The 26,563-nt window shown below is 67.7% G+C and carries 28 protein-coding genes; 5 read left to right on the top strand and 23 right to left on the bottom strand.

Annotated elements, in window-relative coordinates; all coding sequences use genetic code 11:
* Nucleotides 1-23: 23 nt before the first annotated feature.
* Nucleotides 24-962 carry a PA2169 family four-helix-bundle protein gene (locus HNP48_RS24770; protein ID WP_184862142.1) on the bottom strand — a complete coding sequence of 313 codons (939 nt, stop codon included), beginning with the start codon at nt 960-962 and terminating at the stop codon, nt 24-26.
* A 195-nt stretch (nt 963-1,157) separates the two neighbouring features.
* On the opposite strand from HNP48_RS24770, the gene HNP48_RS24765 reads away from it, so the two are divergent.
* Complete coding sequence (locus tag HNP48_RS24765) at nt 1,158-2,264, top strand: hypothetical protein (RefSeq protein ID WP_184862140.1); 1,107 nt, start codon at nt 1,158-1,160, stop codon at nt 2,262-2,264.
* A 6-nt stretch (nt 2,265-2,270) separates the two neighbouring features.
* Here HNP48_RS24765 and HNP48_RS24760 read toward each other — a convergent pair whose 3' ends face one another.
* Nucleotides 2,271-3,911: an FAD-dependent monooxygenase gene (locus HNP48_RS24760; RefSeq protein WP_184862138.1), complete on the bottom strand. Its 1,641-nt coding sequence runs from the start codon at nt 3,909-3,911 to the stop codon at nt 2,271-2,273.
* 29 nt (nt 3,912-3,940) lie between these two features.
* Complete coding sequence (locus tag HNP48_RS24755) at nt 3,941-4,927, bottom strand: tripartite tricarboxylate transporter substrate binding protein (RefSeq protein WP_260420374.1); 987 nt, start codon at nt 4,925-4,927, stop codon at nt 3,941-3,943.
* Nucleotides 4,928-4,999: 72 nt separating this feature from the next.
* Between HNP48_RS24755 and HNP48_RS24750 the strand changes: the two genes are divergently transcribed.
* Entirely contained in the window at nt 5,000-5,923 is a 924-nt protein-coding gene (locus HNP48_RS24750; protein WP_260420373.1) for a LysR family transcriptional regulator, read from the top strand.
* 111 nt (nt 5,924-6,034) lie between these two features.
* On the opposite strand, the gene HNP48_RS24745 is transcribed toward HNP48_RS24750, so the two are convergent.
* The 6 genes from HNP48_RS24745 to HNP48_RS24720 form a co-directional block, all read right to left on the bottom strand.
* Nucleotides 6,035-6,907, bottom strand: a complete 873-nt coding sequence (locus HNP48_RS24745; protein ID WP_184862494.1) for a DMT family transporter — start codon at nt 6,905-6,907, stop codon at nt 6,035-6,037.
* Nucleotides 6,908-7,048: 141 nt separating this feature from the next.
* Nucleotides 7,049-7,864: an AraC family transcriptional regulator gene (locus tag HNP48_RS24740; RefSeq protein WP_184862136.1), complete on the bottom strand. Its 816-nt coding sequence runs from the start codon at nt 7,862-7,864 to the stop codon at nt 7,049-7,051.
* Complete coding sequence (locus HNP48_RS24735) at nt 7,857-8,672, bottom strand: acetoacetate decarboxylase family protein (protein WP_184862134.1); 816 nt, start codon at nt 8,670-8,672, stop codon at nt 7,857-7,859. Before HNP48_RS24735 ends, HNP48_RS24740 begins: the two co-directional genes overlap by 8 nt.
* Before the next feature lie 33 nt (nt 8,673-8,705).
* Nucleotides 8,706-8,957, bottom strand: a complete 252-nt coding sequence (locus tag HNP48_RS24730; RefSeq protein ID WP_184862132.1) for a hypothetical protein — start codon at nt 8,955-8,957, stop codon at nt 8,706-8,708.
* Entirely contained in the window at nt 8,954-9,400 is a 447-nt protein-coding gene (locus HNP48_RS24725) for a VOC family protein (RefSeq protein ID WP_184862130.1), read from the bottom strand. The genes HNP48_RS24730 and HNP48_RS24725 overlap by 4 nt, the downstream gene beginning before the upstream one ends.
* Complete coding sequence (locus HNP48_RS24720) at nt 9,397-9,918, bottom strand: helix-turn-helix domain-containing protein (RefSeq protein ID WP_184862128.1); 522 nt, start codon at nt 9,916-9,918, stop codon at nt 9,397-9,399. Before HNP48_RS24720 ends, HNP48_RS24725 begins: the two co-directional genes overlap by 4 nt.
* Before the next feature lie 112 nt (nt 9,919-10,030).
* Here HNP48_RS24720 and HNP48_RS24715 point away from each other — a divergent pair, with 112 nt between their 5' ends.
* Complete coding sequence (locus HNP48_RS24715; RefSeq protein ID WP_184862126.1) at nt 10,031-10,735, top strand: class I SAM-dependent methyltransferase; 705 nt, start codon at nt 10,031-10,033, stop codon at nt 10,733-10,735.
* 5 nt (nt 10,736-10,740) lie between these two features.
* Entirely contained in the window at nt 10,741-11,415 is a 675-nt protein-coding gene (locus HNP48_RS24710; protein ID WP_184862124.1) for a hypothetical protein, read from the top strand.
* Between the two features lie 30 nt (nt 11,416-11,445).
* Here HNP48_RS24710 and HNP48_RS24705 read toward each other — a convergent pair whose 3' ends face one another.
* From HNP48_RS24705 to HNP48_RS24660, 10 genes are all read right to left on the bottom strand, one after another.
* Nucleotides 11,446-11,931, bottom strand: coding sequence for a GFA family protein (locus HNP48_RS24705; protein WP_184862122.1), 486 nt, complete (start codon nt 11,929-11,931; stop codon nt 11,446-11,448).
* A 134-nt stretch (nt 11,932-12,065) separates the two neighbouring features.
* On the bottom strand, nt 12,066-13,691 hold the full coding sequence (ntrC, locus tag HNP48_RS24700) for a nitrogen regulation protein NR(I) (RefSeq protein ID WP_184862120.1): 1,626 nt from the start codon (nt 13,689-13,691) through the stop codon (nt 12,066-12,068).
* 43 nt (nt 13,692-13,734) lie between these two features.
* A complete protein-coding gene (gene glnL / locus HNP48_RS24695) occupies nt 13,735-14,757 on the bottom strand; it encodes a nitrogen regulation protein NR(II) (protein WP_184862492.1) in 1,023 nt (340 codons plus the stop codon).
* Between the two features lie 81 nt (nt 14,758-14,838).
* Complete coding sequence (locus HNP48_RS24690) at nt 14,839-15,351, bottom strand: hypothetical protein (RefSeq protein WP_184862118.1); 513 nt, start codon at nt 15,349-15,351, stop codon at nt 14,839-14,841.
* A gap of 272 nt (nt 15,352-15,623) precedes the next feature.
* A complete protein-coding gene (glnA, locus tag HNP48_RS24685) occupies nt 15,624-17,039 on the bottom strand; it encodes a type I glutamate--ammonia ligase (RefSeq protein ID WP_184862116.1) in 1,416 nt (471 codons plus the stop codon).
* 173 nt (nt 17,040-17,212) lie between these two features.
* The gene (locus HNP48_RS24680; RefSeq protein ID WP_184862114.1) at nt 17,213-18,040 is read right to left on the bottom strand and encodes a molybdopterin-binding protein; all 828 of its coding nucleotides are present in this window, start codon (nt 18,038-18,040) and stop codon (nt 17,213-17,215) included.
* Nucleotides 18,037-18,981, bottom strand: coding sequence for an EI24 domain-containing protein (locus tag HNP48_RS24675; RefSeq protein ID WP_184862112.1), 945 nt, complete (start codon nt 18,979-18,981; stop codon nt 18,037-18,039). Before HNP48_RS24675 ends, HNP48_RS24680 begins: the two co-directional genes overlap by 4 nt.
* Before the next feature lie 40 nt (nt 18,982-19,021).
* Nucleotides 19,022-19,516, bottom strand: coding sequence for an aminoacyl-tRNA deacylase (locus tag HNP48_RS24670; RefSeq protein WP_184862110.1), 495 nt, complete (start codon nt 19,514-19,516; stop codon nt 19,022-19,024).
* An 80-nt stretch (nt 19,517-19,596) separates the two neighbouring features.
* On the bottom strand, nt 19,597-20,505 hold the full coding sequence (gene yddG, locus HNP48_RS24665; protein ID WP_311773857.1) for an aromatic amino acid DMT transporter YddG: 909 nt from the start codon (nt 20,503-20,505) through the stop codon (nt 19,597-19,599).
* Between the two features lie 78 nt (nt 20,506-20,583).
* Entirely contained in the window at nt 20,584-21,588 is a 1,005-nt protein-coding gene (locus HNP48_RS24660) for a bile acid:sodium symporter family protein (protein WP_184862107.1), read from the bottom strand.
* A 106-nt stretch (nt 21,589-21,694) separates the two neighbouring features.
* Between HNP48_RS24660 and HNP48_RS24655 the strand changes: the two genes are divergently transcribed.
* Nucleotides 21,695-22,594 (top strand): LysR family transcriptional regulator, encoded by a 900-nt coding sequence (locus tag HNP48_RS24655; RefSeq protein ID WP_184862105.1) that lies wholly within the window; start codon nt 21,695-21,697, stop codon nt 22,592-22,594.
* On the opposite strand, the gene HNP48_RS24650 is transcribed toward HNP48_RS24655, so the two are convergent.
* From HNP48_RS24650 to HNP48_RS24635, 4 genes are all read right to left on the bottom strand, one after another.
* Entirely contained in the window at nt 22,591-23,589 is a 999-nt protein-coding gene (locus tag HNP48_RS24650) for a sterol desaturase family protein (protein WP_184862103.1), read from the bottom strand. The genes HNP48_RS24655 and HNP48_RS24650 overlap by 4 nt on opposite strands.
* Nucleotides 23,590-23,644: 55 nt before the next feature.
* A complete protein-coding gene (locus HNP48_RS24645) occupies nt 23,645-24,448 on the bottom strand; it encodes a polysaccharide deacetylase family protein (protein ID WP_184862101.1) in 804 nt (267 codons plus the stop codon).
* A 7-nt stretch (nt 24,449-24,455) separates the two neighbouring features.
* Nucleotides 24,456-25,454, bottom strand: a complete 999-nt coding sequence (locus HNP48_RS24640; RefSeq protein ID WP_184862099.1) for a beta-propeller fold lactonase family protein — start codon at nt 25,452-25,454, stop codon at nt 24,456-24,458.
* A gap of 157 nt (nt 25,455-25,611) precedes the next feature.
* Nucleotides 25,612-26,364: a pseudouridine synthase gene (locus tag HNP48_RS24635; RefSeq protein ID WP_184862097.1), complete on the bottom strand. Its 753-nt coding sequence runs from the start codon at nt 26,362-26,364 to the stop codon at nt 25,612-25,614.
* Nucleotides 26,365-26,563 lie beyond the last annotated feature (199 nt).

Genomic DNA, 26,563 nt, shown 5'->3' with positions numbered 1-26,563 from the left:
AGTCGGGCCGGCGAACGCAGCGGTCAGCGTGCGGGGATGAAGCTGTCGCGCAGGGCCTTCACTTCGTCGTGGTTGCGCTGGGCACCATCGGCCTGGCGCTGCACCAGGGCGCGCAGGTCCTTGGGCAGGTTGGCCTTCAAGGCCTTGCGGTAGCGGGCCACCGCAGCGTCCTCGCCGCGCTCGCACTCTTCGAGCACGGCCTTGTCGTCCTGCGTGGACAACGCCGTCTTCACGGACACCCAGCCCCGGTGCAAGGCACCGGCCACGGTACCGCCGCTGGAAGGCTCACCGCCGCGGGCGCGGATCTCGCGCTCCAGCTCGGCGGCAGCGGCCGCGCATTCACGCGAATGGCGCTGGAAGATGCCCTTGAGCTGGCCCGATTCGGCATGCTCGGCGCTGGCATGGAAGCCGTATTCGCCGTCGCGCGCCGATTCCAGCAGGTCGTTGAGCGTGTCGATCACGTCGTCGTTGTCGATCTCGCCCGCCACTTCGAGCGGTCGGCCGTTGTAGGCACGTTCGTAGGCCGCGCGGGTGGCGGGGCGTACGTCGGTCCAGGCCAGGCCGGCGTCGCCGTGGCGAGCCCGCCAGTCGTCGGCCAAGCGGGGCTCGATGGCGTCGTAGTCGCCCTCGTAGCGGCCCACCGAACTCCAGCCCAGTTCATAGGCCGGGCGGTACTGGTCGTAGGTGCGGCCGCCCACGTAGTAGGGTTCGCGGTGGTAGTTCTCGCGCCAGTAGGCGTCTTCGTTGGTGGGGTTGACGGCTTCGCCAGCGGCCTTGCCGGCCAGGCCACCCACCACCGCACCGGCGACCCCACCGATGGCAGCGCCTACAGGGCCGCCAAAGGCACCGGCGGCAGCGCCAGTGGCAGCACCGCCGAGAGCGGCGCCCACGCCCGTACCCACCGGGTGGGCGCCAGGTTCATTGGTTAGGGGATCACGGTTGGCATCGTCGAAATCGGCCATGGAAGTCTCCGGTTGGTTGAACAATGGATTCATTGTGGAAGGCCCTGCACGCCCCCTGGGTCGGCATGCAGAGGGTGCCGGCGTAGGACATCGGGCCCCCTGCGACCACGGTGCTGCGCAAAGCCGACACACCCTGAAACACACGGCCGCGCCTGCTCTCGGCGAAGGTGTTCGCACGCACGGCGACAATGCCGCATGCTCCCCGTCAACCCTGCCGACGAACCCGCGCCATCCCACCTCGAATCGACCGAACTCGGCGAATTCATTGAACTGCGGCTGCAAGACGGCGGCACCCGCCTGCGCGTGCGCAGCGGCACCATTGGCCAACCCTGCCTGGTGCTCAACGCCACCTACGGCACGTCCGCCAAGGCGCAAGCCCACTACCAGCGCCTGCAGAAGGAATGGCAAGAGCGGGATTTCGTGCCCTGCAAGCCGTCGTTGCCAGTGGCCGATGGCAGCGTGGCGGACGAGCTGTTCTGCGACGCACGCATCCCGCACCCGCTGCTCGAGCCCTTCCTGGCCATCAACGGCGCCGACGAGCTGCGCGGCCAGCCCCGCAGGCTGGCGTGGTTCCGCCACGGGCTGCGCTGGCACACGCACTTCGACCTGGAACGCATCGCCGACTTCGGCCTGCATGCGGGCGTCATCGTGGAAGGCGACGTGCAGGTCGATGGCGTGTTCAGCCAGCTCACCTACACCTACCCAGGGCAGACGCTGGTCAGTGGCAGCATCCATGCCACCAGCTTCGGCCACGGCGACAGCGACATGCGCGTGATGGGCGACGTGAAGGTCAACAACATCGTCTACGGCGAGTACAACGACGGAAGCTTGGTGATCCATGGCGCGATGTACGGTCGGGCCTTCGTCTGCGTCGACCATGACATGCACGCAGAGGGCGGCTACCACCTGCCGATCTGCGACTGGAACGCGCAAGGGGACTGGGATGGCTACCTGCACCTCGAGCTGTTCGACGACGGCACCGGCGATCCCGGCACCATGGTCTCGGCCGAGGCCATGCGCCGCTTCATGCGCGAGGGGCGCGATCCCTTTCGCCCCGGCGCCCAGCCGGTGATGCGGGAGCCGGCACCCGAGCCCCCTCCGCCACCACCGCTGTCACTGTTCGCCCAGCGCGTGCGCGATCTGGTGCATGCAGAGGATGTGGAAGGCCTCACCCAGTTGATCGAGACCTGGCCGGACCACGGCGAGGAATGGCAGCAGGCCCTGATCGGGCGCCTGTACGCCCCCAGCACGACGCCCGAGCAGCGGGCGCGGCTGAAGGCCTTGCAGAAGAAAAAGCCGTAACTGCGCTTAGGCAGTCGCCACCTCGACCGGTACGCCTGCAGCCACCTGCAGCACCTCGCGGGCCTGATCGCCCTCCACCTCGGCACCGCTGCCAACCCAGGCGACGAACTGGTCCGGCCGCACCAGCACCAGCCGGGCGTTGTAACGTTCTTGCTCACCAGGGCCCTGCGCCTGCACCACCGTGAGCGGCAGCGACTGGGCTGCGGCGGCATCGCTAAAGGCCTGGACCTCCTGCGCGCTGGCGCCGAACGCCAGCAGGGTGTAGCCCGTGCCGAATTCCTCGTACACATTGCGCCCAGAGGGCAGGAGAGCCGGCGCCAGGTGGTGGCCAGGCCGCGCGTCGAAGCGGTGCGAGCCCTTGGCACTGCTGCTGCGGCCTGCGCTGTCCCAGACCACCGGCGAACCCTCGTAATGCGGCTCGAAGGCATGGACCTCGCCCACGGCACCCTGGGCCCGCGCGTTCCATGCGGCCTCGAAGGCGGCCTTGTCGCGCGCCGGGTCGTGCGCATCGAGGAACTCGCGGTCCGTATCGATGGAACGGGCGATAAAGTCGCTGATGGTGGAGGCAAACACCGGGCGCCGCTCGGCGTCGTACGAGTCGAGCAGGCGCTCGCCGCCCCAGCCCTGCAAGGTGGCGGCCAGCTTCCAGCCCAGATTGCGCGCATCTTCGAGCCCCGAGTTGACCCCATAGCCGCCATAGGGCGGGTGGCTGTGCGCGGCATCGCCGGCCACGAACACGCGGCCCCGGCGGTAGCGGTCGGCCAGCATGAAGCGCAGGTCCCAAAAGCCGATGTGCTCGAACTCCACGTCGAACGGAGCCCCCACCGCGTCCTGCAGGTAGGCGGTGAAGTCGAAGTTGTCCCTGGTGGTGCCCGGTGGCACGGGCGCGTGGAAGAACCAGGTGCTGCCCAGGTCCACGCGGCCGAAGAACTTCCAGTAGCCCTTGAGCTCGGGCTGCAGCACGTTGTAGTAGGACTTGCCGGGATAGCGCTCGAGCAGTTGGTGCAGCCCATGCGAGCGGAACACCAGCAGCACCATCATGCGGTCGTGGTCGGTGCGGGTCTGGGTGATGCCGGCCTGCTCGCGCACCAGCGAACGCGCGCCGTCCGCGCCCACCACATAGGCACTGCGCAGCACGCGCTCGCCGCTGCCGCCACGCTCGGCGATGGTGATGGTCACGCCATCGGCGTCCTGCACCACGGCCTTGGCCTCCCAGCCGTACACGGTCTGCACCGAGGGCAGCTGCGCCACGCGCTCGCGCAGCACGGCCTCGGTCGCGTACTGCGGCAGGCGTTCGTTGCCCGTGAAGTAATAGGGCTTGACCAAGTCGCGCTGCAGCCAGTCGTAGCTGTGCGGCCCGAGCAGGGTGCCGTGTGCCGTGAGGCCGCCGATGCCGTACTCCTTGGGAATCGTGCGCGCCGCGCGCAGCTGCGCCTCGGCGCCCCAGAAGTGGAAATGCTCCATCGTGCGCTGGGTCAGGTTCTGGCCCTTGGGAATGGGCTGCGGCTGCGGGTAACGCTCCACCACGATGGTGCGCACCCCGCGCTGGCCCAGCTCGATGGCCAGGCCCATGCCCACGGGGCCACCGCCTGCGATGACCACTTCGGCGTCGCATGCGGCGGCCATGGCTTGATCCTTGTTCTTCATTGCATTGCTCTCTGGTGTCACTGTGGTTCTCATTCCGCCGTGATGCCCTGGGCCTTGATCAGGTCGGACCAGCGCTTGGCGTCGGCCGTGACCAGCTTCTTGAAGGCCTCGGGGGTGCTGTGCGCGGGCGTCATGCCCTGGGTCTCGAAGGCCTTGGCCACGGCGGGCGCGGCCAGCACCTCGCGCAGCTCGATGTTCAGCCGGTCCACGTAGGCCTTTGGCGTACCGGCAGGCGCAAACACCCCGTACCACATGTCCACGTTCAGGTCGCCCACCTTCAGGCTGTTCAGCGAAGGCACCTCGGGGAGCAGCGGATGCGGTGTGTCGGAGCTGATGGCCAGGGCCTTGAGCTTGCCCGCCTTCACGTGCTGCAGGGCCACGTGGATGGGCAGGAACATGGCATCGATCTGGCCACCCAGCAGGTCGGTCACCGCGGGCGCCGTGCCGCGGTAGCTGATGTGCGTGAGCGAGAGCTTGGCGCGGTTCTTGAGCAGTTCCATCGCCAGGTGGTGCGGCGTGCCTGCGCCGGGCGAGCCGTAGTTGAGCGCGCCGGGTTTGGCCCTGGCGCGGTCCACCAGCTCCTTGAGCGACTGGATCTTCGACGCCTCGCTGGCCACCAGCAGCAACTGGCCCCAGCTGGTCTGGGCCACGGGCTGCAGATCGGTCAGCGGATTGAAGCCCTGCTTGGGGTAGAGCGCCATGTTCATCACCAGCGTGTTCACGCTGACCAGCATGGTGGTGCCATCGGCCGGCGCACGCACCACTTCCTGCGTGCCGATGATGCCCGAGGCCCCGGCCTTGTTGTCGACGAAGAAGGGGCGCTTGAGCCGCTCGGACAGCGGCACCGCGATCTGGCGTGCGATCAGGTCGATCCCCGTGCCGGGCGTGAAGGGCACGACCAGGCGCACGGGCGTATCCGCACCGCTGCCCTGCGCACGGACCAAGGGGGTGGCCACCGTGGCCAGGGCGCCGAGCACCAGGCATCGGCGGGTCGCCATCGGGGATGAAAAGGCCATGTCGTTTGTCTCCTTGGAAGTTGGACCACAATTACAACGACAGTCTTGATGTGAATCAAACGGAAATTTCTGATGAATTCGTCAACAAAGCTGATGAATGTGAGCAGCCGCCAGCTGCACGCCTTCCTGGAAGTGACGCGGCTGCAGAGCTTTGCCAAGGCAGCCGAGCAGGTGCACCTGTCACCCTCGGGCATGAGCATGCTGGTCAAGGAGCTGGAGGAACAGATGGGCGCCCGCCTGTTCGACCGCACCACCCGCTCGCTGACGCTGACCGATGCGGGCCGGCGGCTGCAGCCCGTGGCCGAGCGCATCGTGGGCGAACTGCGCACGCTGGGCTCCGTGCTCGACGGCAGCGAGGCGGCCGTGCGCTCGCGCCTGCGGGTGGCAGCCACGCCCATGATCTCGGCCAGCCTGCTGCCCGACGTGGTGCGCGGCTTCGCCGACACCCACCCCGGGGTGCAGGTGCACCTGGCCGATGTGGAGGTGGGCACCGTGCGCCAGGAGGTGCTGGAAGGCGAGGCCGACATCGGCTTCGGCTTCTTCGTGAAACCCGCCGTGGGCCTGTCGCGCCAGCCGCTGTGCAAGTTCCGGCTCATGCGCATCAGCCCGCCCGGCGCCGGCACCAGCGGCCTCACGGAGAGCCAGCCCTGGAGCAGCCTGGCCGATCTGCCCCTGGTGAGCCTGCCCTCGGGCAACCCGATCCAGGTGGTGATCGAAAAGCAGCTCTCGCGCCTGGGCCGCACGCACGAAGAGCGCCCGCGCATGAACCTGTTGGGCACCATCATCGGCATGGTGCGCGCCGGCCGGGGGCACGCCGTGATTCCCTCCTTCGCGATGGAGGAATGCCTGCGCCAGGGCCTGGGTGTGGCCATGCTGCGCGAGCCCGTGGCGCACCTGGACCTGTACCTGGTGTCACGCCGCGGCACCCAGCCCAAGCCGGCGGCGCTGGCGTTTGCGGCGGCGCTCAAACGCGCCGCGGCGCGTTTGCCTAGTTAGAGCGGATAAGAAAACTCAGCGAAGCGGTTCTGGCTAGGCGCCGCGTCGCAGGCAGTACGAGTAGTACGACAAGACGCAGCAACGACGCCAGAAGAGTTTTGTTAGCCGCTCTTAGCGCCGCAACGACGCCAGCAGCGCCGCCAGCAGGATCAACGAGCCCCCAAGCACCGTGCGCGCCTCCAGCTGCGAGGCCGACAGCAGCACCGACGAGACACTGGCGAACACCACCTCGGAGAGCATGACCACCGCCGTGGTGCCCGCCTTCAGGCGCGAGGCGCCGAACTGCAGCGCCCAGTTGCCCAACATCAGCACGCCCGACAGCAGCAAGGCCGTGACGGCCCAGGTGGCATTGAAGGCCGGAAAGGCCTCCACCACGCCGAACTGCAGGCCGACAAAGCCCGCCAGCAGCGCCATGAGCATGCAGCCGCCGAACATGGCAAACATGCGCGCCTGGCCCGGCACGGCATGCAGGCGTCGCACGGTGACGTTGACCAGCGCGAACATGAAGCCCCCCATCAGCGCCAGCCCGTCGGCCATGGACAGGTTCTGCAGCAGGCGCGCAGGCGAGGTGCCTTCGGGCAGCAGCACCAGCACCACACCCGCGAAGGCCAGCACCAGCCGCGCAAGGGCCATGGGCGTGGGCCGCTCGCCCAGGATGCGCCAGGCCAGCAGCACCGCCCAGGCGGGCATGAGGTAGAACAGCAAAATCACGCGCACCACGTCGCCCACCGTCACGGCCCAGTTGAACGCCACGTTGTTGAACCCCGAGGCCAGCGCCAGCAGCCACAGCCCCGGGTGCTGGCGCACCTGCGCGAGGATGCCCGGCCGCAGCGCCAGCAGGCCCAGCAGCACCAGGGCGTACATCGTGGCCGTGGCCCACAGCGGGTGCAGGCCCGCCCCGTGCATCACCCGAAACGGCCACCAGGCCAGGCCCCACACAAAGGCATTGAACAACAGGGCGAAGACGGGCAGCGGCGATTGCATGAAGAGAAAAGAGGCCCCCGCGCGCAGTGCGGGCGCGGGCATCGGTCAACAAAGGGGGGACGTGGCGCAAAAGGCCGACAACCGGCAAGGGCAAGGCCCTGCCGCCGGGCGATTGTGCCTGCCCTTCGCTGGCCGCGCTGGTCAGCCGCGAACAGCCGCCTGCAGCAGGTCGCCCGGTGTGTACCCGAAGGAGCGGCGGAACCAGCGCGTGAAGTGCGCCTGGTCGGCAAACCCGCACGCCACTGCGACCGATGCCGCCGGCTCGCCCGCCAGCAGCATCTGCCGGGCGCGGTGCAGGCGCACCGCCCGCAGGTAGTCGCCCGGCGCCATGCCCACCCATTGCGTGAGCACACGGTGCACTCGCTCCCGGCTCACCCCGCAGTGGCCTGCCAGGCCTGCCACCGAGGTCTCGCCGCCAGCCACCGCCACCTGCACCCGCTCGATCAGTGCCCGCACCGCAGCACTCGGCAGCGGCGGCTCTATGGCAGATGATCCGGCGCGCAGGCTGCGGCGCAGCGCCGGCACCACGCGCCGCAGCCAGGCCTGCACCTCGGCCGTGCCGGCCAGGCTGCGCGCGCGCTCGGCCAGCCGGGGCATGTGCACCACGCCACTGTGCGCGGGGGCCTGCAGGCCCTCGTGCAACAGCCATGCGGTGGGCACGTAGAGCATGGTCACCAGCACGCTCCCGCGGTACTGCGGTGCACTCAAGGCCCCCGTGTGGACCACGCCGGGTGCAATGGCAACCACGTCGCCCGTGCGCGCCACGAACGGGCGCCCGGCCACGCTGCACCGGCATTCGCCGCGCACGATGGCGCCAAACGACCACTCCCCGTGCCAGTGCGGCACCCACTCCTGCCCGTGCTGCTGGTGGCGCACCTGCTCCAGGTCGAACACGCGCAAGCGCTGCACCTCGGAGCGCAGATGCGGCACCGCGGCGGCAGGCGGCTGTTCAGGCATCGACCGCCCCGGACACGGTGATGCCGATCCAGCCCGCACTGGCCTCCTGCGCCACCAGGCCGTCCAGCAGGCCGATGTCTTCGGTGGGGTGCGGCGTGAGCTGCAGTGTGGCCGTGGCGGCATGCCACCCGCTGCCCACACGTTCCCCGATGGCGGGTTTCACCAGCGCCAGGGTGGGCCGCTGCGCGGGCTGCCGCAGGTCCGGCCAGCCCACGGCGCCGATGGTGGGCGTGCCCAGAAAGCCCAGCGCCCGGCCGGGCTGGCCCGTCAGCGTGGCCTGTGCCTCGAACACGCGGCGGTCCTTCACCGCCAGGCTGGCGCCCAAGCGGCTGCCGGCGCGCAGCGGGGCGGCTGCAGGGTGGTCCAAGGGCAGGCTGCGCGTGAGCCAGGTGCTGCCGATTTTCTTGGGCCAGCCCTGCAGCAGCCCGCGTACCAGGGAGATGTCCTGGTCCACCCAGATCGCCGGGCAGTACATGGCGCGGCTGCCGTCGGGCCGCTCCACCTCCAGCACCACGATGGTCTCGCGGTACTGCGCCAGCACCGGGTCCAGCAGCTCGTTGCCGTTTGGCGTGCAGGCCTGCCAGTCGGCAAAGTGCACGCAGCCCGAACCCAGCGGACGGCCCGCCGCCGGTGGCACCAACGGCACTGCGCGCCCGGCATCGAACTGGAAGGACACATTGAGCAGCCAGCCCGCATAGTGCCAGGGCGGCGGCGGCACCAGGGCCGAGCGGCCCGTGGTGGTGAACGGTGCAGTGAAGGCCTGGTGCGGCCAGGCGGGAAGGTGCGGAGTGCAGGATGAAGAGTTCATGCCCGCCATGGTGCCCAGGGCCCGCACCTGCGGCTAGAACGGATGTGAACGGCGCTCGGACTCTGCCGCACGCGCGCCGGCCCTGCGGGCCAGGTAGGGCTGCACGAACAGGTAGAGCCCCGTGAGCAGCAGCACGGCCAGGGGAGCCAGCGGCGCGTAGGTGATCCAGGCAGGTGGCGCGCCCCGTCCCAGGCCCATGGCCGCGAAATTGGCCACAACGGTCAGCGTGAACACGATGGACACCCAGCGGTGGCTGCGCCGCAGCCAGAGCCCCGGGCCGCTCACCGTGCACCCTCCTGGGCCCGCTGGATGACCTTCCAGCCGTTGCCCGCGGGGTCGCGGAAACCCGCGTCCACATTGCCATAGCGGTCCACAGGTTCCTGGGTGAACTCGACGCCGCGCTCGCGCAGTTGCGCACAGGTGGCGCGGCAATCGGCCACATGCCAGACCAGCGGCGGCATGGCGCCCTTGGCCACCATGGCGCGCAAGGTCTGCGCCGTGGCCTCATCGTGCATGGGCGCCCCCGGGGTAAACAGGCCGAGCTGGAACGAGGGCTGCGCCGGATCCTGCACCGTGAGCCAGCGGTAGCTGCCGTTGCGCACATCGGTGTGCACGCGAAAGCCGAGCTGGTCCACATAGAAGGCCAGCGCCGCGTCCTGGTCGTCCACATACACGCCCACCACACCAATGCCCTGGGTGGGCGGGTTCATCAAGCTTGTCATCGTCATTGTTCGATCTCCTGGGTTGTCGAAGACCGGTTTGTACCGTCCGCCGCGCGCCGGCGCTTCTCCAAAACTGCGATCGTGAGGTCCGGCCGTTCGGCGGCCTTGAGGACACAGGCCGGCACGCTGGCCAGCGGCCCGGCCTGGGCCCGCGCCTCGCGCCGCAACACACTGGGGCTCTTGCCCGTGATGTCGCGAAAGATGCGGCCAAAGGTGCCCAGGCTCTCCCAGCCCGTGGCGAAGGCGATGTCGGTGATGGGCAGGTCGGTGTCGCGCAGCAGCGTCGAGGCCTGCTCGATGCGCCGCGTGAGCAGGTAGCGGTGCGGCGGCACACCAAAGGCCTGCTTGAACGAGCGCGCGAAATGCGCCTCGGACACCCCGCTCACCTCGGCCAGCCGGGCCACCGGCCAGGCCTCGTGCGATGCGGCGTCCATGCGGTCCTTGGCGCGCAGCAGGCGCCGCAGCAGGGCCGGGTCCTGCAGGGTGGCGGCAGGAGATGTGTCGGGCGTGGCAGATGGCTTCATGCGTCCTCGGGTCAACAGCGCCATTGTCGGCGACCCCAAGGGGCTTGAAGGGCTCGGGTTGCGGTGTCTCCGCCACATATGCAACAATAAAAGTTACTTAACAAGAGCCAGCATGTCCACCTCCTCCAACCGCGCCAACCCGAATGCCCCATTCGCCGATCCCCAGGCCGCCGCGTCCTACGCCGACCGCACCCGCCGCCTCGTGCCCGGCTGGGACGATCTGCAAAAAATGGCGGGCGTGCTGCTGGCCGAGCGCGCCCCACCCGAGGCCAGCGTGCTGGTGGTCGGGGCCGGCGGCGGGGCGGAACTGGGTGTCTTCGCGCAATCCCAGCCGAATTGGCGTTTCGCAGGGGTGGACCCCTCGGAGCCCATGCTGCAGCTGGCGCAGGCCACGCTCGGGCCGCTGGCTGCGCGCGTGGATTTCCACCAGGGCTATGTGCACACGGCGCCCGCGGGCCCCTTCGATGCGGCCACCTGCCTGCTCACCCTGCATTTCGTTCCGCTGGACGAACGGCTGGCCACCCTGAAGGCCATCCGCCAACGCCTGCGACCCGGAGCGCCCCTGGTCACGGCCCACCTGAGTTTTCCACTGGCACCGCCAAAGGAGCGCGCACAGTGGCTGGCACGCTATGCGGCGTTCGCCGTGGCCTCGGGTGTGGATGCAGAGGCCGCCCAGCGCGCAGCCACGGCCATCGACACCGCCCTGCCCCTGCTCGGCCCGGCTGAGGAAGAGGCGCTGCTGGCGCAGGCCGGCTTTGGCGGCATCCGCCTGTTCTATGCGGGGCTGGCGTTTCGGGGGTGGGTGGCGCAGGCCTGAAGACGGTGGCAGCCGAAATCAGCTATCCGAATCCCTCCAGAGATCGAAGCCTTGCATTTCCACGGGGTGAAAGCCGCCCCGGCAGTCATGTGGGCGATGATGCGCGCACCAAACAGTCCGATGACCGACGACAACCAATGCACAGGCATTTACTCAGCACGACCTGGTGGCTTCTTTTTGCAAGATTCCGATGGATGTGGTGGATGCTTGCCGTCACATTCATTTTTCCGGTACTGCAGCTTTCCCTGCTGGAAATCCCGGAGAAAAGCGACCTGACAGAGGTGCGCGGCATCTACAAGATGCCTTTCATCAGCCCCAACGGCAAAGGGCATGCGACCACTGTTCAGGCCAGCGACGGCAGTTTGAAAGAATGCCATTGCGCTGCAGGCAGCAGCGGACCCAACTGCCTGAGCCAGGATGACGCCAAGAACCTCTCCTTGATGCGCTCGCTGAGGGAGCAGCCCGTGACGGTGCTCATGTCGGCAACACAAATGCACGAGCGATTCCCGCTCTGCTACGAGATTCGAACCGATCAGACCATCCTGGTTTCTTACGAACAGTCCAAAGCACGGTATTTGAAGGACAAGAACCGCGTCGGCGACTATGTGTTCCCCATAGTGATGTTCCTCCTTCTCATGGCGCTGTACGGCACCACCTTTGTCGGCAATCAGAAACGGTGACGCAGCTCCCGGCCGGCGCTGCTTTGCACGTCAGCCTTTCAGCCCATGCCGCTCGTGCCACTCGGCCAGGGATTCATCGGGAAACGCCTGGTAGTGCCGGTGGCCCCGGCCCTTGGGCACATCGACCCAGTTCGCAACGAATTCCAGCATGCCTTCGACGACTTCCGGCGGTTTGGGCAACGGCGTGTCGACGGCCGAGGCATGGGGATGGACCAGCTCGGGCCAGCGCGGGTCCCACAGCCACAGCGCGCTGCCGCATTGCAGGCAGAACTTGCGCTCGGCCTTGGAGCGCCTGGCGCGCTGGCCCTCTTCGCGCATCACGGCATGGTAGGTGCCCAGGTGCTTGGCCCCCCGGACCTTGAGCGTGCGCGCATCGCCGCCCAGGTTGATGGCATAGCCGCCGCCCCCTGCCGTCTTGCGGCAGATGAAGCAGTGGCAGTGCATGAAGGGAACAGGGCTGTCGGCTTCGAGCGAGAAGCGGACGGCGCGGCAATGGCAGGAGCCTTCGAGGTGCATGGGGCGTCCTCAGTGAGGGAGAACCTGCAGGCTACACAGGCTGCTGCGCGCTGCCTGTAGGAACGCCACGCAAAAACAAAAAAGCCCCGGGCGCCTGCCCGGGGCTTGTGGTTCGCGGCCGATGGATGGCCCGCTCAGCCTTCGTCGGGTGCGTCCAGGCCCAGTTCCTGGATCTTGCGTGTGATGGTGTTGCGACCGATGCCCAGGCGCTGCGCGGCCTCCATGCGGCGGCCGTGGGTGGCCACCAGGGCCGTGCGGATCAGGCGCGATTCGAAACGGCGCGTGAGCGCGTCCCAGACCTCGGGCTGGCCGCCGGACAGCAGTTTCTGCGCCTCGGCTTCCAGGGCCTGCTCCCAGCTCAGCGCGGGGCTGGCCTGGGTCGCCGGTGCAGCCATGGTGTCTGCCGCCCAGGTAGCCGCGGGGGTTGCTGCTGCGAACTGCGGTACCGCGGGTGCCACGGCATGCAGACCGCCGACCAGCTCGGGCTGGGGTGCCACCGCCGCCACGGGCATCGCAATCACCGGCTGCGGTGCCACGGCATGGCCGTCGGGCGCCACGGCACGCGCAGGCGCCTGGAACACCGGCGCTTCCAGCACCTCGGGCGGCAGGTCCTGCAGCGAGATCACCTGGGCCGGCGCCATCACGGTGAGCCAATGGCAGATGTTCTCGAGCTGGCGCACATTGCCCGGAAAGGCGAACTGCTCCAGCCGCACCAGGGCCGCATCGGCAATGCGCTTGGGCTCCACGCCGAGCTGCCGCGCACTCTGCTGCAGGAAGTGGCGCGTGAGCATGGGCACGTCTTCATGGCGCTCGCGCAGCGCGGGCAGGCGCAGGCGGATGACATTCAGGCGGTGGAACAAGTCCTCGCGGAAACCGCCTTCCTTGACGCGCTTTTCCAGGTCCTGGTGGGTGGCGGCGATCACGCGCACATGGGCCTTCACGGCCGCATGGCCGCCCACGCGGTAGAACTGGCCGTCCGACAGCACACGCAAGAGGCGCGTCTGCAAATCGAACGGCATGTCGCCGATTTCGTCGAGGAACAGCGTGCCGCCCTCGGCCTGCTCGAAGCGGCCGCGGCGCTGCGTCTGGGCGCCCGTGAAGGCGCCGCGCTCGTGGCCAAAGAGTTCGGATTCGAGCAGGTCCTTGGGGATGGCCGCGGTGTTGATGGCCACGAAGGGACCATCCGCGCAGGGCGAGTGCTTGTGCAGCGCCCGCGCCACGAGTTCCTTGCCCGAGCCCGACTCGCCGGTGATCAGCACCGTGACCTGGCTCTGGCTGAGCCGGCCGATGGCGCGGAACACGTCCTGCATGGCCGGGGCCTGGCCCAGCATCTCGGGCGTCTCGGTCTGGCGCTCTTCGGTCACTTCCTCGCGCTGGCTTTCCTCCACGGCGCGGCGGATCAGCTCCACCGCCTTGGGCAGGTCGAAAGGCTTGGGCAGGTATTCGAAGGCCCCGCGCTGGAAGGCCGATACGGCACTGTCCAGATCGGAGTACGCCGTCATGATGATGACGGGCAGGCCGGGCTGCAGTTCGCGGACTTTTTCGAGCAGTTGCAGGCCCGAACCTCCGGGCATGCGGATGTCGCTCACCAGGACCTGGGGGGCCTGGCGGGCCGGGTCGCCTGCGGTGATGTCGGCCAGTGCATCGAGCACTTCGCGCGGATGGGTGAAGCTGCGCGTGGGCAGGTTCTCGCGGGCCAGCGCCTTTTCCAGGACGAAGCGGATCGAGGGGTCGTCATCTACTATCCAGATCGGCTTCATATGTGTTGCTTACCTTCCCTGTGGTTGCGTGTCGTCAGGGACCTCAGGGCAAGGGGATCAGGATTCGGAAGTCGGTGCGACCCGGTACGCTGTCGCATTCGATCAATCCATGGTGCCGTTGTACGAAGGTTTGCGCCAACGTGAGCCCCAGCCCCGATCCGCCGTCCCGACCCGACACCAGAGGGTAAAAAATACGCTCCTTGATGGCATCGGGTACGCCCGGTCCGTTGTCGATGACATGCAATTCCAGTGCCAGCCGATAGCGCTGGCGACCAAAGGTTACTTGTCGGGCCACGCGCGTGCGCAGGGTGATCACGGCATCGCCGGCGGCCACGCGTTCGGACAGGGCCTGCGCCGCGTTCTGGACCACGTTGAGCAGCGCCTGGATGAGCTGCGCACGGTCACCACGGAACTCGGGGATGGAGGTGTCGTAGTCGCGCTGCACGCGCAGGCCATGCGGGTACTCGACCAGCACCAGCGAGCGCACGCGCTCGCACACCTCGTGGATGTTCACGTCGCCCACCAAGTGCGGGTGGCGGTGCGGGGCCAGCAGCCGGTCCACCAGGCTCTGCAGGCGGTCGGCCTCGTGGATGATGACCTGGGTGTACTCGGTGAGCTCGCGGCTCTCGAGCTCCATCTCCAGCAGTTGCGCGGCACCGCGGATGCCGCCCAGCGGGTTCTTGATCTCGTGGGCCAGGTTGCGGATGAGTTCCTTGTTGGCCTGGGCCTGGTCGAGCAGGCGCTCCTCGCGGTCCTGGCGGGCCTGCTGCTCCAGGGGCCACAGCTCCACCAGGATCTCGCCGGCCTGCTCGGCCGCCGCCACGTTGACATGCACGGGCACGGGCTCCTGGTGCAGGCGCTTGAGGCTGGCCTCGTAGCGCAAGGCCGCAAAGTCCTGCACACGGGCACCGGCCAGGGCCGTCTGCAGGAGGGCCGGGTCGGTGAAGAAGCCGGAGAAATCCCCGCCCTCCAGCGTGCGGCGCGACAGGCCCAGGGTGTTTTCCAGGGCCGCGTTGGCAAACAGCACTGCGCCATCGATGCGCAGCACCGCCACCAGCGTGGACATCAGGTCCAGCGAATGGAAACGCTCGGTGTCGGACGGGGTGGAGGTGTCGGGGGGTGTGCTCACACGCAGGTTCAATCGGGCTCAGTTGGCGGGCGCAACGCGGCCCAGTTCGCGCTTGATGCCGGCGATGTCGCTCTCGCTGCGGGCCACGCTGGCCTTGAGCTCGGCCGTGCGCTCCATGTAGCGCTGGGGGTTGCGCAGATCGAGCGCATTGCGCTCGGGCGCGCCGCCGTTGTATTCCTTGACCAGTTCGGCATGGCGGGCCTCGGCCTTGCGCAGCTCGGACTCGAGGATGGCGCGCGCATCGGCATCGCGGGCCTTCTGGTCGTTGCTGTTCACGCGCGGCGCGTTCGGTGGCGATGCCGAGGGCGCGCTGCCCCCGGCAGGCGCTGCGGCACCACCCGCAGCGGCGGCAGGGCGCGCGCCCTGCACCACGGTGACGTTGCCGCCTTCGACCAGCTTGCAGCCGCGCTCCTTGGCCTGGGTGGTGTTGTTCGTGTACTCGTTGCCACAGCGGTAGATGCGGTCCTGCGCCCAGCCGGCCACCGGGGCCAGGGCAGCAAGCAACAACAGGGTGGTGACAGTCTTCTTCATGGAAATTCCTCGCGCAGCAGCTTATGCAGGGGATAGCCAGAGAGTATCCCCCAATCACCCCGCATCGCCAATTGCGCAAGTGCTGCGGCCATGGGGGTTTGCAGTCGGGCCTTGGGGCCAACGGCAGGCCAGGGGCAAGGCGGCAGGCACTGTGCCCCTGCTGTACAGAGGCGCCGCAGCCACGGTTGGTTCCGCAGCCGGTGTTGTGCCGGCGCCATGAAAAAAGGCGGCTTGCGCCGCCTTTTGGGGGTGTAACCGCCTGGAAGGGCCGATTACAGCGAGTAGTACATGTCGAACTCGACAGGGTGGGGAGCCATGCGGAAACGCGTGACTTCGCCCATCTTCAGCTCGATGTAGGCGTCGAGCATGGAGTCGGTGAACACGCCGCCCTTGGTCAGGAAGCTGCGGTCCTTGTCCAGGTACTCCAGGGCCTGGTCCAGGCTGTGGCAGACGGTAGGCACCAGCTTGTCTTCTTCTGGAGGCAGGTGGTACAGGTCCTTCGTGGCGGCTTCGCCGGGATGGATCTTGTTTTCCACGCCGTCCAGACCGGCCATCATCAGGGCCGAGAAGGCCAGGTAGGGGTTGGCCGATGGATCGGGGAAGCGCGCTTCGATGCGGCGGCCCTTGGGGTTGGCAACGTAAGGGATGCGGATCGAGGCCGAGCGGTTGCGGGCCGAGTAGGCCAGCTTCACAGGGGCTTCGAAGCCAGGCACCAGGCGCTTGTACGAGTTCGTGCCGGGGTTGGTGATGGCGTTCAGGGCACGGGCGTGCTTGATGATGCCGCCGATGTAGTACAGCGCGAAGTCCGACAGGCCGGCGTAGCCGTCGCCTGCAAACAGGTTCTTGCCGTCCTTCCAGATGGACTGGTGCACGTGCATGCCGGAACCGTTGTCGCCAGCGTAGGGCTTGGGCATGAAGGTGGCGGTCTTGCCGTAGGCGTTGGCCACGTTCCAGACCACGTACTTCAGGACCTGGGTCCAGTCGGCGCGCTCGACCAGCGTGCTGAACTTGGTACCGATTTCGTTCTGGCCGGCGCCTGCCACTTCGTGGTGGAACACTTCGACCGGGATGCCCAGGGATTCGAGGATCAGGGACATCTCGGCGCGCATGTCCTGCGTGCTGTCGACGGGAGGCACAGGGAAGTAGCCGCCCTTGACGGTGGGACGGTGGCCACGGTTGCCGCCTTCGAGCTTGGCGCCCGAGTTCCAGGGGGCTTCGTATTCTTCGATTTCGCTGAACACGCGGCCGGGTTCGTTGGACCAGCGCACGCCGTCGAAGATGAAGAATTCTGGCTCTGGGCCGAAGAAGGCGGTGTCGCCCAGGCCAGAGGCCTTGAGGTAGGCTTCGGCGCGCTTGGCGATGGAGCGGGGATCGCGGTCGTAGGCCTTGCCGTCACCGGGTTCGATCACATCGCACTGCAGGAACAGCGTGGTTTCTTCGAAGAAGGGGTCGATGTTGGCGGTGCTGGGGTCGGGCATGAGTTGCATGTCCGAAGCTTCGATGCCCTTCCAGCCAGCCACCGACGAACCGTCAAATGCGTGGCCCGACGTGAACTTGTCTTCGTCGAAGTGCGAAACCGGCACGGTCACGTGCTGTTCCTTGCCTCGGGTGTCGGTAAAACGGAAGTCAACGAACTTGACTTCGTTTTCCTTCACCATCTTCATCACGTCTGCAACGGTCTTGGCCATCAGGTTCTCCTGGGTAAAGCGCTTGTTGAAAAAAGAATTTGCCGAAATAAAAGCAGTTTGCGTGCCAGCGGGGTGCAATCACCGCACTATCGCGGAGCAGCGGCCCTACCTGGGATCCGGCCAGGGCCACCGAATGCACAATATTGGTGCAATCCAACAACCCCTGCTGCACATCACAGGTTGCGCACCATTTCGGGGCCAAGTTCTGCACCAAATTCGTGCAGACCATTTTTGAGGTCCGTCCATGCCGCGGGGAGCGCCTGCGCCGGGCCTTTGACGCCCAGCTCGATATGCCGCCCGTATTGTGGATGATCCACGCTGGGCAAACTGAACACCCGAACGCCTTGGTGCGATTTTTCTATCTGCTCCATCAGCGGGGTGAGTGCAGCCTCCATGGCACCGAAGACCACGACCGAATGCTCGGTCTGCGGCGTGCGGTTGAAATGATCGGGATACAAGGTGTCCAGCACCCACTCGATCATGGGCCAGGCCATCACCGGAAAGCCGGGCACGAAATGCACCGCCCCGCCCTGCCCGCCCGGGCTCGCACAGCTGAAGCCCGGAATCTTGTTGTAGGGGTTGGGAATGGTCTGCGCACCGACCGGGAACATGCCCATGTTGAGCCGGTGCACGTTGTCGTGGCGCTCGGGCTCGTAGGGCAGGCCCTGCTCGCGCGCCACGTCCTGCATGCGCTCGCGGATCAGGCGCTCGGCCTCGGGGTGCAGCGCCAGGCCCACGCCCAGCGCACGCGCCGCGCACTGGCGTGTATGGTCGTCCGGCGTGGCGCCGATGCCGCCGCACGAGAACACCACGTCGCCCGAGGCAAAGGCGCGCTGCAAGGTGGCTGTGATGCGTGCCGGGTCGTCCCCCACGTAGTCGGCATAGGACAGGGACAGACCGCGCGCAGCGAGCAGCTCGATGGTCTTGGGCATGTGCTTGTCGGCGCGCTTGCCCGAGAGGATTTCGTCGCCGACGATGATGAGGCCGAAGGTGGGGGTCATGGGGTGCGGGGATCGGTAGGAAGGGCGCCAGGTGCCGCAAGGCTGGCCGCAGGCGGTGCGGTGTCTTCAATGGCCGGCGCGGGGGCCAGCGTATCGAGCGGCAGGCGCGACGGCACGGGCATGGTGGCCCGCACATCGTCTTCGCGCAGCTCTTGCAGGGCCGCCAGGCAGAAATGGGTGAACCACAGCGACGAGAAGGCGAACACCAGCATGTAGATCCAGATGGCCAGCGGCACCAGGACGGCAAAGGCCGCCACGAACAGCACGCCCGAGGCCCAGACGATGCTGGGCGCTGCGCCCAGGTAACCGGTGATGATGCCGATGCCCAGCAGGCTGGCGCGGTGGCGCTCGAACAGGCGCTTGCGCTCCTCCTTGCTGGCATGCTCGGCCAGAGCATCGAAGGCCATCACGCGGTAGGTGAGCCAGCCCCAGATCAACGGCGGCAGCACCAGCACCAGGGGCGGCACCAGCCACAGCGGCACCGACACGGCCAGCGCCACCAGCGCCATGGCCGTGGAGCCCACGGACCAGGCCAGGCTGGCGAAGAAGGAACCACCCTTCTTGCGCACCAGTTCGGGAAAGCGCCGCTCGGCCACCAGCGTGACCAGGGCCGGCGTCATGAGCACGGCCACGAGCAGCAGCGACACCACCACCAGCACCGGTGTCGCCGTGAGGATGACCATCATGGGTGCCAGCACCCCGACCACCCGGCCCAGGCCCCAGCCTTCGAGCCAGCTCCAGAAATTCTTGAGCATGGGCGAGCTCTCCAGAAGTGAGTGCATGCTCTGCACCGCCGCATCCCAGTAGAAATAGCCCAGGCCGAAGGCCAGCAGCGCCATCAGCAGCAATGGCAGCAGCGACAGGAGGATGACGCGCGGGCGCATGCAATAGGCCGCAGCGCGCCAGAAGGAGTCCAGTAACAGTCCCATGCGCGTGAGCATACCGCGAGCCCTGGCTTCTGCCGATGACATCCTTGCGGTGCTATGGACCCTTCACCGCCGCATCGACAGGCTTGGCGAATTCGCCGAGCACGGCCCCTGCAATGGCCGAAAAGGCCTGGCCCGCTACCTCCAGCGTGCTGCTGCGTTCGCCCGAGCCGCAAAACACGGCCGGCAATGCGGGCACCTGGCGGTCCACCAGCACCCGCACACCGTCCTGCTGCACGAAGGGGCCCACGCCACCGGCCTGCATGCCCAGGCGCTCGCGCAGCAACTCCTCGCCCAAGGGGGTGAGCTTGGCGCGGGAGGTACCCACAGCCCGCGCGACGGCCCCATAGTCCACCGCGTCGGCGGCGCACAAGGCCACCAGCACGATGCCGCCATCGCCTGCCTGGAAGGCCAGCGTCTTGACCATCTGCTGCACCGGAAAGCCGAGCGCCATGAACTGCTGCGTGGTGTGCGCCTCGGCGTGTTCATGCAACCGATAGGCCACCTGGGCCTGCGCCAGAAGGGTGGCCGAGACGGGGGCGAGGGGCATGGTGGGGGACTCCTTCCTTTTCGGGCCTGCCGTTCAGGCCCTTCGAGGCCGCAGCATAGCGGTCCCCGTCGTGGCCGGCATCACGCAGCCGCCGCCTTTGGCCTGGCACCCCGGGTGGCCAGCCAGCACAGGACGGAGCCCGCGCACACCATGCAGGCACCCTGCCAGAACGACCAGGGCAGCGGCGTGCGCAGCAGCAGCCCGGCCAGCGCGGCCGACAGCACCGGCGTGAAGTACGAAGCACCAGCCAGGATGGTCATGTTGCCGTGCAGGATGCCGACGTTCCACGCGGCATAGCCAAAGCCCATGGCGGCAGCCGCCATCGCCAGGTACAGGGCGGCCTGCAGGCTCCACTGCATAGCCCCCTCGTCGGCGAAGAAGAGGTACTTCACCCACAGCGCCAGGGCCGTGAGCATGAAGAACAGCGTGACGCCGTTCTTGCCACCCGCGATGCGGGCGGTGACCGTGCAGTAGGCCGCCCAGATCAAGGCGCCGGCAAACGCCAGGCCGTAGCTCAGGGGGTTGAGCTGTACGTTCTGCACCATGCCCGGCAGGTCCAGGCCTTTCTCGCCGCCCAGCACCCAGGCGATGCCCAGCAGGCACAGGATAAAGCCCGGCACGATGAGCGCATTGGCGCGCTGGCGGTTGAACACGATGGCGGCCAGCAGGGTGAAGCTGGGCCACAGGTAGTTGACCATGCCGACCTCGATGGCCTGGCGCGCATTGCTCGCATAGCCGATGGACAGCGACAGGCACAGCTCGTAAGAGACGAAAAGCACGCTGCCCCAGGCGAGGTAGCGGCGCGGGAACTCCCACACCCGGCCCAGGCCCACCGTGGCCAGCAGCAGCACCGAGGCCAGCGAATACATCAGCGCCGCGCCGCCCACCGGGCCCAGGTGCTCGCTCAGGCCACGGATCGATCCCACCACCGCGCCCCACAACAGGACGGCGACCAGGCCGATGCCCGTCGCGCTGTTCTTGCTCATCATGCTGCCGAATACCCCAGAAAAAGAAAACGCCACGCTCGGAGCGTGGCGCCTTCGACCTTACCACCCGCAGGGCGGGTTTCAGGCCTTGGACTGTGCCACGGCGGTGGCGGGCACGGCAGCCGCCTCGCGCCGCGCATAGCGCTGCGCCAGCACGCCGCAGACCATGAGCTGCATCTGGTGGAACAGCATCAGTGGCAGCACGATGGCGCCCGCCACGTTGGCAGCGAACAGCACGTTGGCCATGGGCACGCCGCTCACCAGGCTCTTCTTGGAGCCGCAGAAGACGATGGTGATCTCGTCCTCCTTGGAAAAGCCCAGGCGCCGAGCGCTCCAGGTGGTGAGCGTGAGCACCAGTGCCAGCAGCACGGCGCACACGGCCAGCAGACCGGCCAGGGCCATGGGAGGCACCTGGGACCACAGCCCGTCGATCACGGCGTGGCTGAAGGCGGCATACACCACGAGCAGGATGGAGCCCTGGTCCACCACCTTCATGACCGCCGCACGCTGCTGCAAAAAGCCGCTGATCCAGGGGCGCAGCAGGTGGCCGATGGCAAAGGGCAGCAGCAGTTGCACGCCGATGCGGCCCATGGCGGCCAGCGGGTCGCCCATGGCGGCGTTCTGCGACATCAGCAGGCCCACCAGCAGCGGCGTGAAGGCCACACCCAGCAGGGTGGACGCCGAGGCGCTGCACACTGCTGCAGGGATGTTGCCGCGCGCCATGGAGACAAAGGCGATCGCCGACTGCACCGTGGCAGGCAGCGCGCACAGGTAGAGGATGCCGGTGTACAGGTCGCGCGTGACCAGCGGCTCCAGCACCGGCCGCAGCGCCCAGCCCAGCAGCGGGAACAGCACGAAGGTGCTGGCCACCACAACCAGGTGCAGGCGCCAGTGGCCGATGCCGGCCAGGATGGACTGGCGCGAGAGCTTGGCGCCATGCAGGAAGAACAGCAGGCTCACGGCCGCCGTGGTGGCCACTTCAAGCACTTTGGCGAAAGCCCCGGACGCCGGCAGCAGGCTGGCCGTGATGACCGTGGCGACGAGGTAGAGCGTGAAATTGTCGGGGAGCAGGCGGGAGCGGGCCATGGATGTGGGGGCGTGAACGCCCATTGAGAAACGGTACACATCGATTGGACCGTGTTTGCCGACCAAAGAGAAATGGATTGATTTGATGAATTTATAATTTCAAATCATGAATCCCAGCTTGCGCCAGCTCCGGGTGTTCCAGGCCGTGGCCCTGCACAGCAGCTTCACGCGCGCCGGCGACCAGATCGGCCTGACCCAGCCGGCCGTGAGCCGCTGCGTGACCGAGCTGGAGCAGCACCTGGGCATCAAACTGCTGGACCGCACCACGCGCGAGGTGGTGCTGACCGAGGCCGGCCGCAGCCTGGCCGTGCGCCTGCAGCGCGTGCTGGAAGACCTGGACACCATGCTGCTCGATGTGCGCGGCCTGGCCACGCAGCGCCAGGGCCGCGTGCGCGTGGCCAGCAGCCCCACCCTGTCGGCCAACCTGCTGCCCGAGTGCATCGCGCGTTGCCGCCAGGAGCACCCGGGGCTGGAGCTGCTGCTGCTGGACCGCATGCAGCACGATGCGCTGGCCAGCGTGCTCTCGGGCGAGGTGGACTTCGGCGTGGTGATCGAGCCCGAGCCTGGGCGCAGCGACGAGCTGCATGCCGAGCCCATCCTGTCCGAACCCTTCTGCCTGGTCTGCCCACCCACGCACCGGCTGGCGCGCCAGCGCAGCGTGCGCTGGGCCGCGCTGCACGGAGAGCCGCTGGTGCTGCTGGACCACGCCTCGGGCAGCCGCCGGCTGATCGACGATGCGCTGCGCGGGCATGGCGTGCAGGCGCCCGTGGCGCAGGAGGTCGGCCATGTGACCACCATCTTCCGCATGCTCGATGCGGGCCTGGGCATTTCGGTCGTGCCCACGCTGGCCCTGCCCCCTGCGGGCCTTCAAGGCCTGGAGGTGCGACCGCTCACACCGCGCGTGGAGCGCGCCATCGTGCTGGTGCGCCGGGCCAATCGCGCGCTGGCACCGGTCGCCGAAGTGGCCTGGGCGCTGGTACGCGACGTTGCGGCCAGCAGGGGCTAAGCCTTGCCCACCAGCCGCAGCACCCCGCGCCACTGCTGCGACCAGAAGCCGCGACCATAGTCGCGCACGCGGCCATCGGGCCCGGGCTCTACCTGGTCGCGCACGCCCGTGGGGTCGTAGCGCTGCTCGAAGTTGGCCGTGCGCATGAGCATGTCCCACCAGGGCAGCAGCACGCCGAAGTTGTGGCCGCCCAGCACCACGCGCGGGGCCTTTTCGCCCGCGGCGGGGGGCTTGACGGTCTCGTGCCCGATGCCGATGCTGTGGTGCAGGCGGTGAAAGCGCGGGCTTACCCACAGGCGCTCACCCACGCGGCCGAACCACAGGCGCACATTGGCATGCTGGAAGCTCTCGCTGAGCTGCGTGATGGCGACGATGGCCACGAACTGCCCTGGCGCCACGCCGATGAGCTGGGCCACGACCACGAGAATGGTGTCGCGCAGCATGTCGTCCAGCAGGTGGTTGCGGTTGTCGCTCCACATCGTCATCTGCTGCTGCGCATGGTGCAGCGAGTGCAGTTTCCACCACCACTCGAAATGGTGCTGGCCGCGGTGGATCCAGTAGTCCACGAAGTCGAACACCACCAGGTACAGCAACAGGCTGACCCAGGCCACGTCGGTCACACCAGGCCAGAGGCCGTCGAGGTGGAAAGTGCTGATGCCCGACATGCGTGCCGCGCCGAACAGCGCATCCATCAGCGGGTCGATGGCAAAGAACAGACCCACGCGGAACAGGCCCAGGCGGTGCAGCAGGGTGTAGAGGATGTCGGTGCGGATGGTGGCGCGGTTGGTCACCGGCTCCACGGGACGCCAGCGCTGGATGGGGCCGATGACGGCGATGATCACCGCCAGCTGCAGCAGGCCGACCAGCAGCCAGCCGGTGGCGTCATAGCCATCCTCGAGCAGATTGCCCAGGCCGCCTGCGAACATCAGGGGCTGCACCACGGTCTCGAACAGCCATTGCTGCGCCCCGTCGAAAATCGCGCTCAACCACTCCATTGCCTTGCCCGCTCCTGTTGCTGTCGCCTGATGTGCCGTGGGTCAGTGCCGCGACTCACCGCACGGTCTTTGTAGCGTAGTCCGGGTGCTCGCGCAGTGTCCTGAAGCAAAAGCCACGCTCTTTCAGCCCCACGATCAGGGGCTCCAGCACGGCGGGCGCCCAGGGGTCGGTGCGCGACCAGATGCCCAGGTGGGCCAGCAGGATGTCGCCGGCCCGGATGTCGCGCAGCGCCTTGCGCAGCAGTGCCTCGTTGCTGGCCTGCGCGGTGGACAGCTCGTCCCCCAGAAAGCCCGCCGGCGACCAGCCCACATGCGTGTAGCCACAGGCCTGGGCACTGGCGATCAGCCGGGGCGAGGTCTTGCCGCCCGGCGCCCGGAACAGCGCCATCGGCTTTTGCCCCGTAAGGGCCTGCAGGCGGTCCGCGGCCTTGGCGATCTCGGCGCAGTATTCGGCCGCCGTCATGGTGAAGTCCTGCCCCGCGCGCGGGCCGGCCGAGGGCCGCACCTTGAACAGGGGCTTGTCCGGGGTGCCCAGGTCGCCACGCCAGTAGGTATGGTCCCAGGTGTGGGAGGCAAAGGCATGGCCTTCGGCGGCCCGGGCGCGCCACCAAGGCGCCCAGTGCTCACCCAGGCTGCCGTCGCCTTCTTTCGTGCGCTCCTGGGCCGCGAAAAAGGTCACCTGTACGTTCTGGCGCTTGAGCACGTCGGCCATCAGCGGGGCCACTTCCATGTGGCCCGTGTCCAGTGTCAGGTAGACGGGCTTGGCACAGCGACTGTCGCTGGTCTGCGCCTGGCCGGCAGGCATCCCGGCCAGCAGGGCCAGGGGCAGCAATAGGGCCCGCAGGCGCCCGGGGGTCATGCAGCGGCTACCGCGGAGCGTGCTGCAGCGTCCACACGCCATGCGGGGACTTGCCCACCGGCACCTGGCGCACGACCTTCTTGGCCTCGGTGTCCACCACCGAGAGCTTGCGCGCCCAGCGCGAGCTCACGTAGATCCAGCGGCCATCGGCCGAGACCTCCATGCAGTCGGGCCCGCCGGGCACGGGGTAGCTGTCCACCACGGCCATGCTGGCCATGTCGATCTTGCTGACCGAATTGGCAACGCGGTTGCTCACATACAGGTGCTTGCCGTCGCCCGCCGCGCGGAAGGCGTGCGCGCCGTTGCCGGTCTTGATCTTGCGGACGCTGCGCGGCTCCCGGCCCGAGACGTCGAAGACCTCGACGCTGTCGCTGCCCGTGAGGCCCACGAACACATGCTTGTCGTCCGAGGTACCGTAGACGTCGGCCGGCATGGGGCCGGTCTTCATGCGCCACTTGACCACCTGGGTGGCGATGTCGATGGCCACCAGTTCATCACTGTCCTGCATGGACACATAGACCGTGGTACTGCGGCTGTCGATCCACATGTGGCTCGGGGTGCGCGCAGTGTTCACGCGCGCCACCAGCGTGGGCTCCTTGCCGTCCCAGCGGTAGAAGTCCACGTGGTTGAGCCGGTTGGCCGCCGTGATCAGCCACTTCATGTCGGGCGTGAAGCGCAGGTGGTAGGGGTCGACGATGCCGCGCACCGTGCGCTGCACCTGCGCCGTGCGCGGGTCCAGGAAGGTCAGCGTGTCACCCAGCGCATTGGCCACGATGAGCGAACGCTCATCGGGCGTGAGGTACAGGTGGTGCGGCTCCTTGCCGGTGGGGATGCGCGAGGTTTCCGTCCAGGTCAGCGGATCGATCACGCTGACATTGGCCTCCAGCGAATTGAGCACAAAAATCGGAGGCGGCGCCGTCTGTGCGCTGGCTGCCGCACCGGCGCCCCACAGCAGGACCATCGCGGCCAGGGCGGCGCGTGCACGCGCGGGAAAAAGGATCTTCACAAACAACCAAGCACTTTCAGGACAGTTTGCAAGTGTAGCGCCGGGAGTCCGGCCTCCATGCCGCAAGGCGTAACATCTGCACAGGGACAAGCCCTGGATCAAGGAAGTTCCGTATTTTTCACGGATTTCCCGGCCTGTGGACCGTGCCGCACGGCATTCAGAGCGGCGATGCCACCAGCACCTCAAGGTCTTGCGCACTGAGCCAGCGCCATTGGCCGGGCGCCAGATCCTGCGGCAAGGGCATGCGGCCGATCTGCGAGCGGTGCAGCCCCTCCACACGGTTGCCCACGGCAGCCAGCATGCGCTTGACCTGGTGGTACTTGCCCTCGGTCAGCGTCAGGTCCAGGCGGTGCGTATCCACCTGCACGCAGGCAGCGGCACGCACGGGTTTGGGATCGTCGTCGAGCACCACGCCGGCCAGCAGCTTCTGGACCTGGGCCTCGTCCACGGGGTGTTTGGTCGTCACCTGGTAGACCTTGGGCACATGCTTCTTGGGCGAGCTCATGCGGTGGATGAACTGGCCATCGTCGCTGAGCAGCAGCATGCCTGTGGTGTCCTGGTCGAGCCGGCCCACGGCCTGGATGCCCTGCACGGCCGTCTTGCTCGGACGCTGGCGCAACGGTGCCGGCAGCAGGGTGTAGATGCTCGGGTAGGTCGATGGCTTTTGCGAGCACTCGGTGCCCGCCGGCTTGTGCAGCAGCACATAGGCCTTTTCCTGGTACGGCCAGTCCACCCCCTGCACACGCAGGTGCAAGCCCTCGGGATCGAAATCGGCTGCCGCCTCGGTACAGGGCAGGTAGTCACCATGCACCCCATTGGTGCTCACGGCCACCCACCCCTGCTGCACCAAACCGGCGCACACGCGCCGGGTGCCAAAGCCCTGGGAATACAGAATGTCTTGCAGCTGCATGGTGATCGAAGGGAGAAGAGAGGTGGTGGACGAAGAAGCAAAAACGCAAGCCTGGCTGGCCCGCAACCGGGGCCTGTACCCTGCAGCCCGCGGGCTTTGCATTCCCCAAAGCAAACGCCCCCAATACCAAATGGTACTGGGGGCGGTTGGGGCTGTAAGAGCCTGACGATGACCTACTTTCACACGGGAACCCGCACTA

The sequence above is a fragment of the Acidovorax soli genome, assembly GCF_014207955.1.
In the GTDB taxonomy this organism is placed as follows: Bacteria; Pseudomonadota; Gammaproteobacteria; order Burkholderiales; family Burkholderiaceae_C; genus Acidovorax; species Acidovorax soli_A.
Note: the sequence above shows the minus strand (reverse complement) of the source record. Positions and strands in the feature narration are given on the sequence as shown.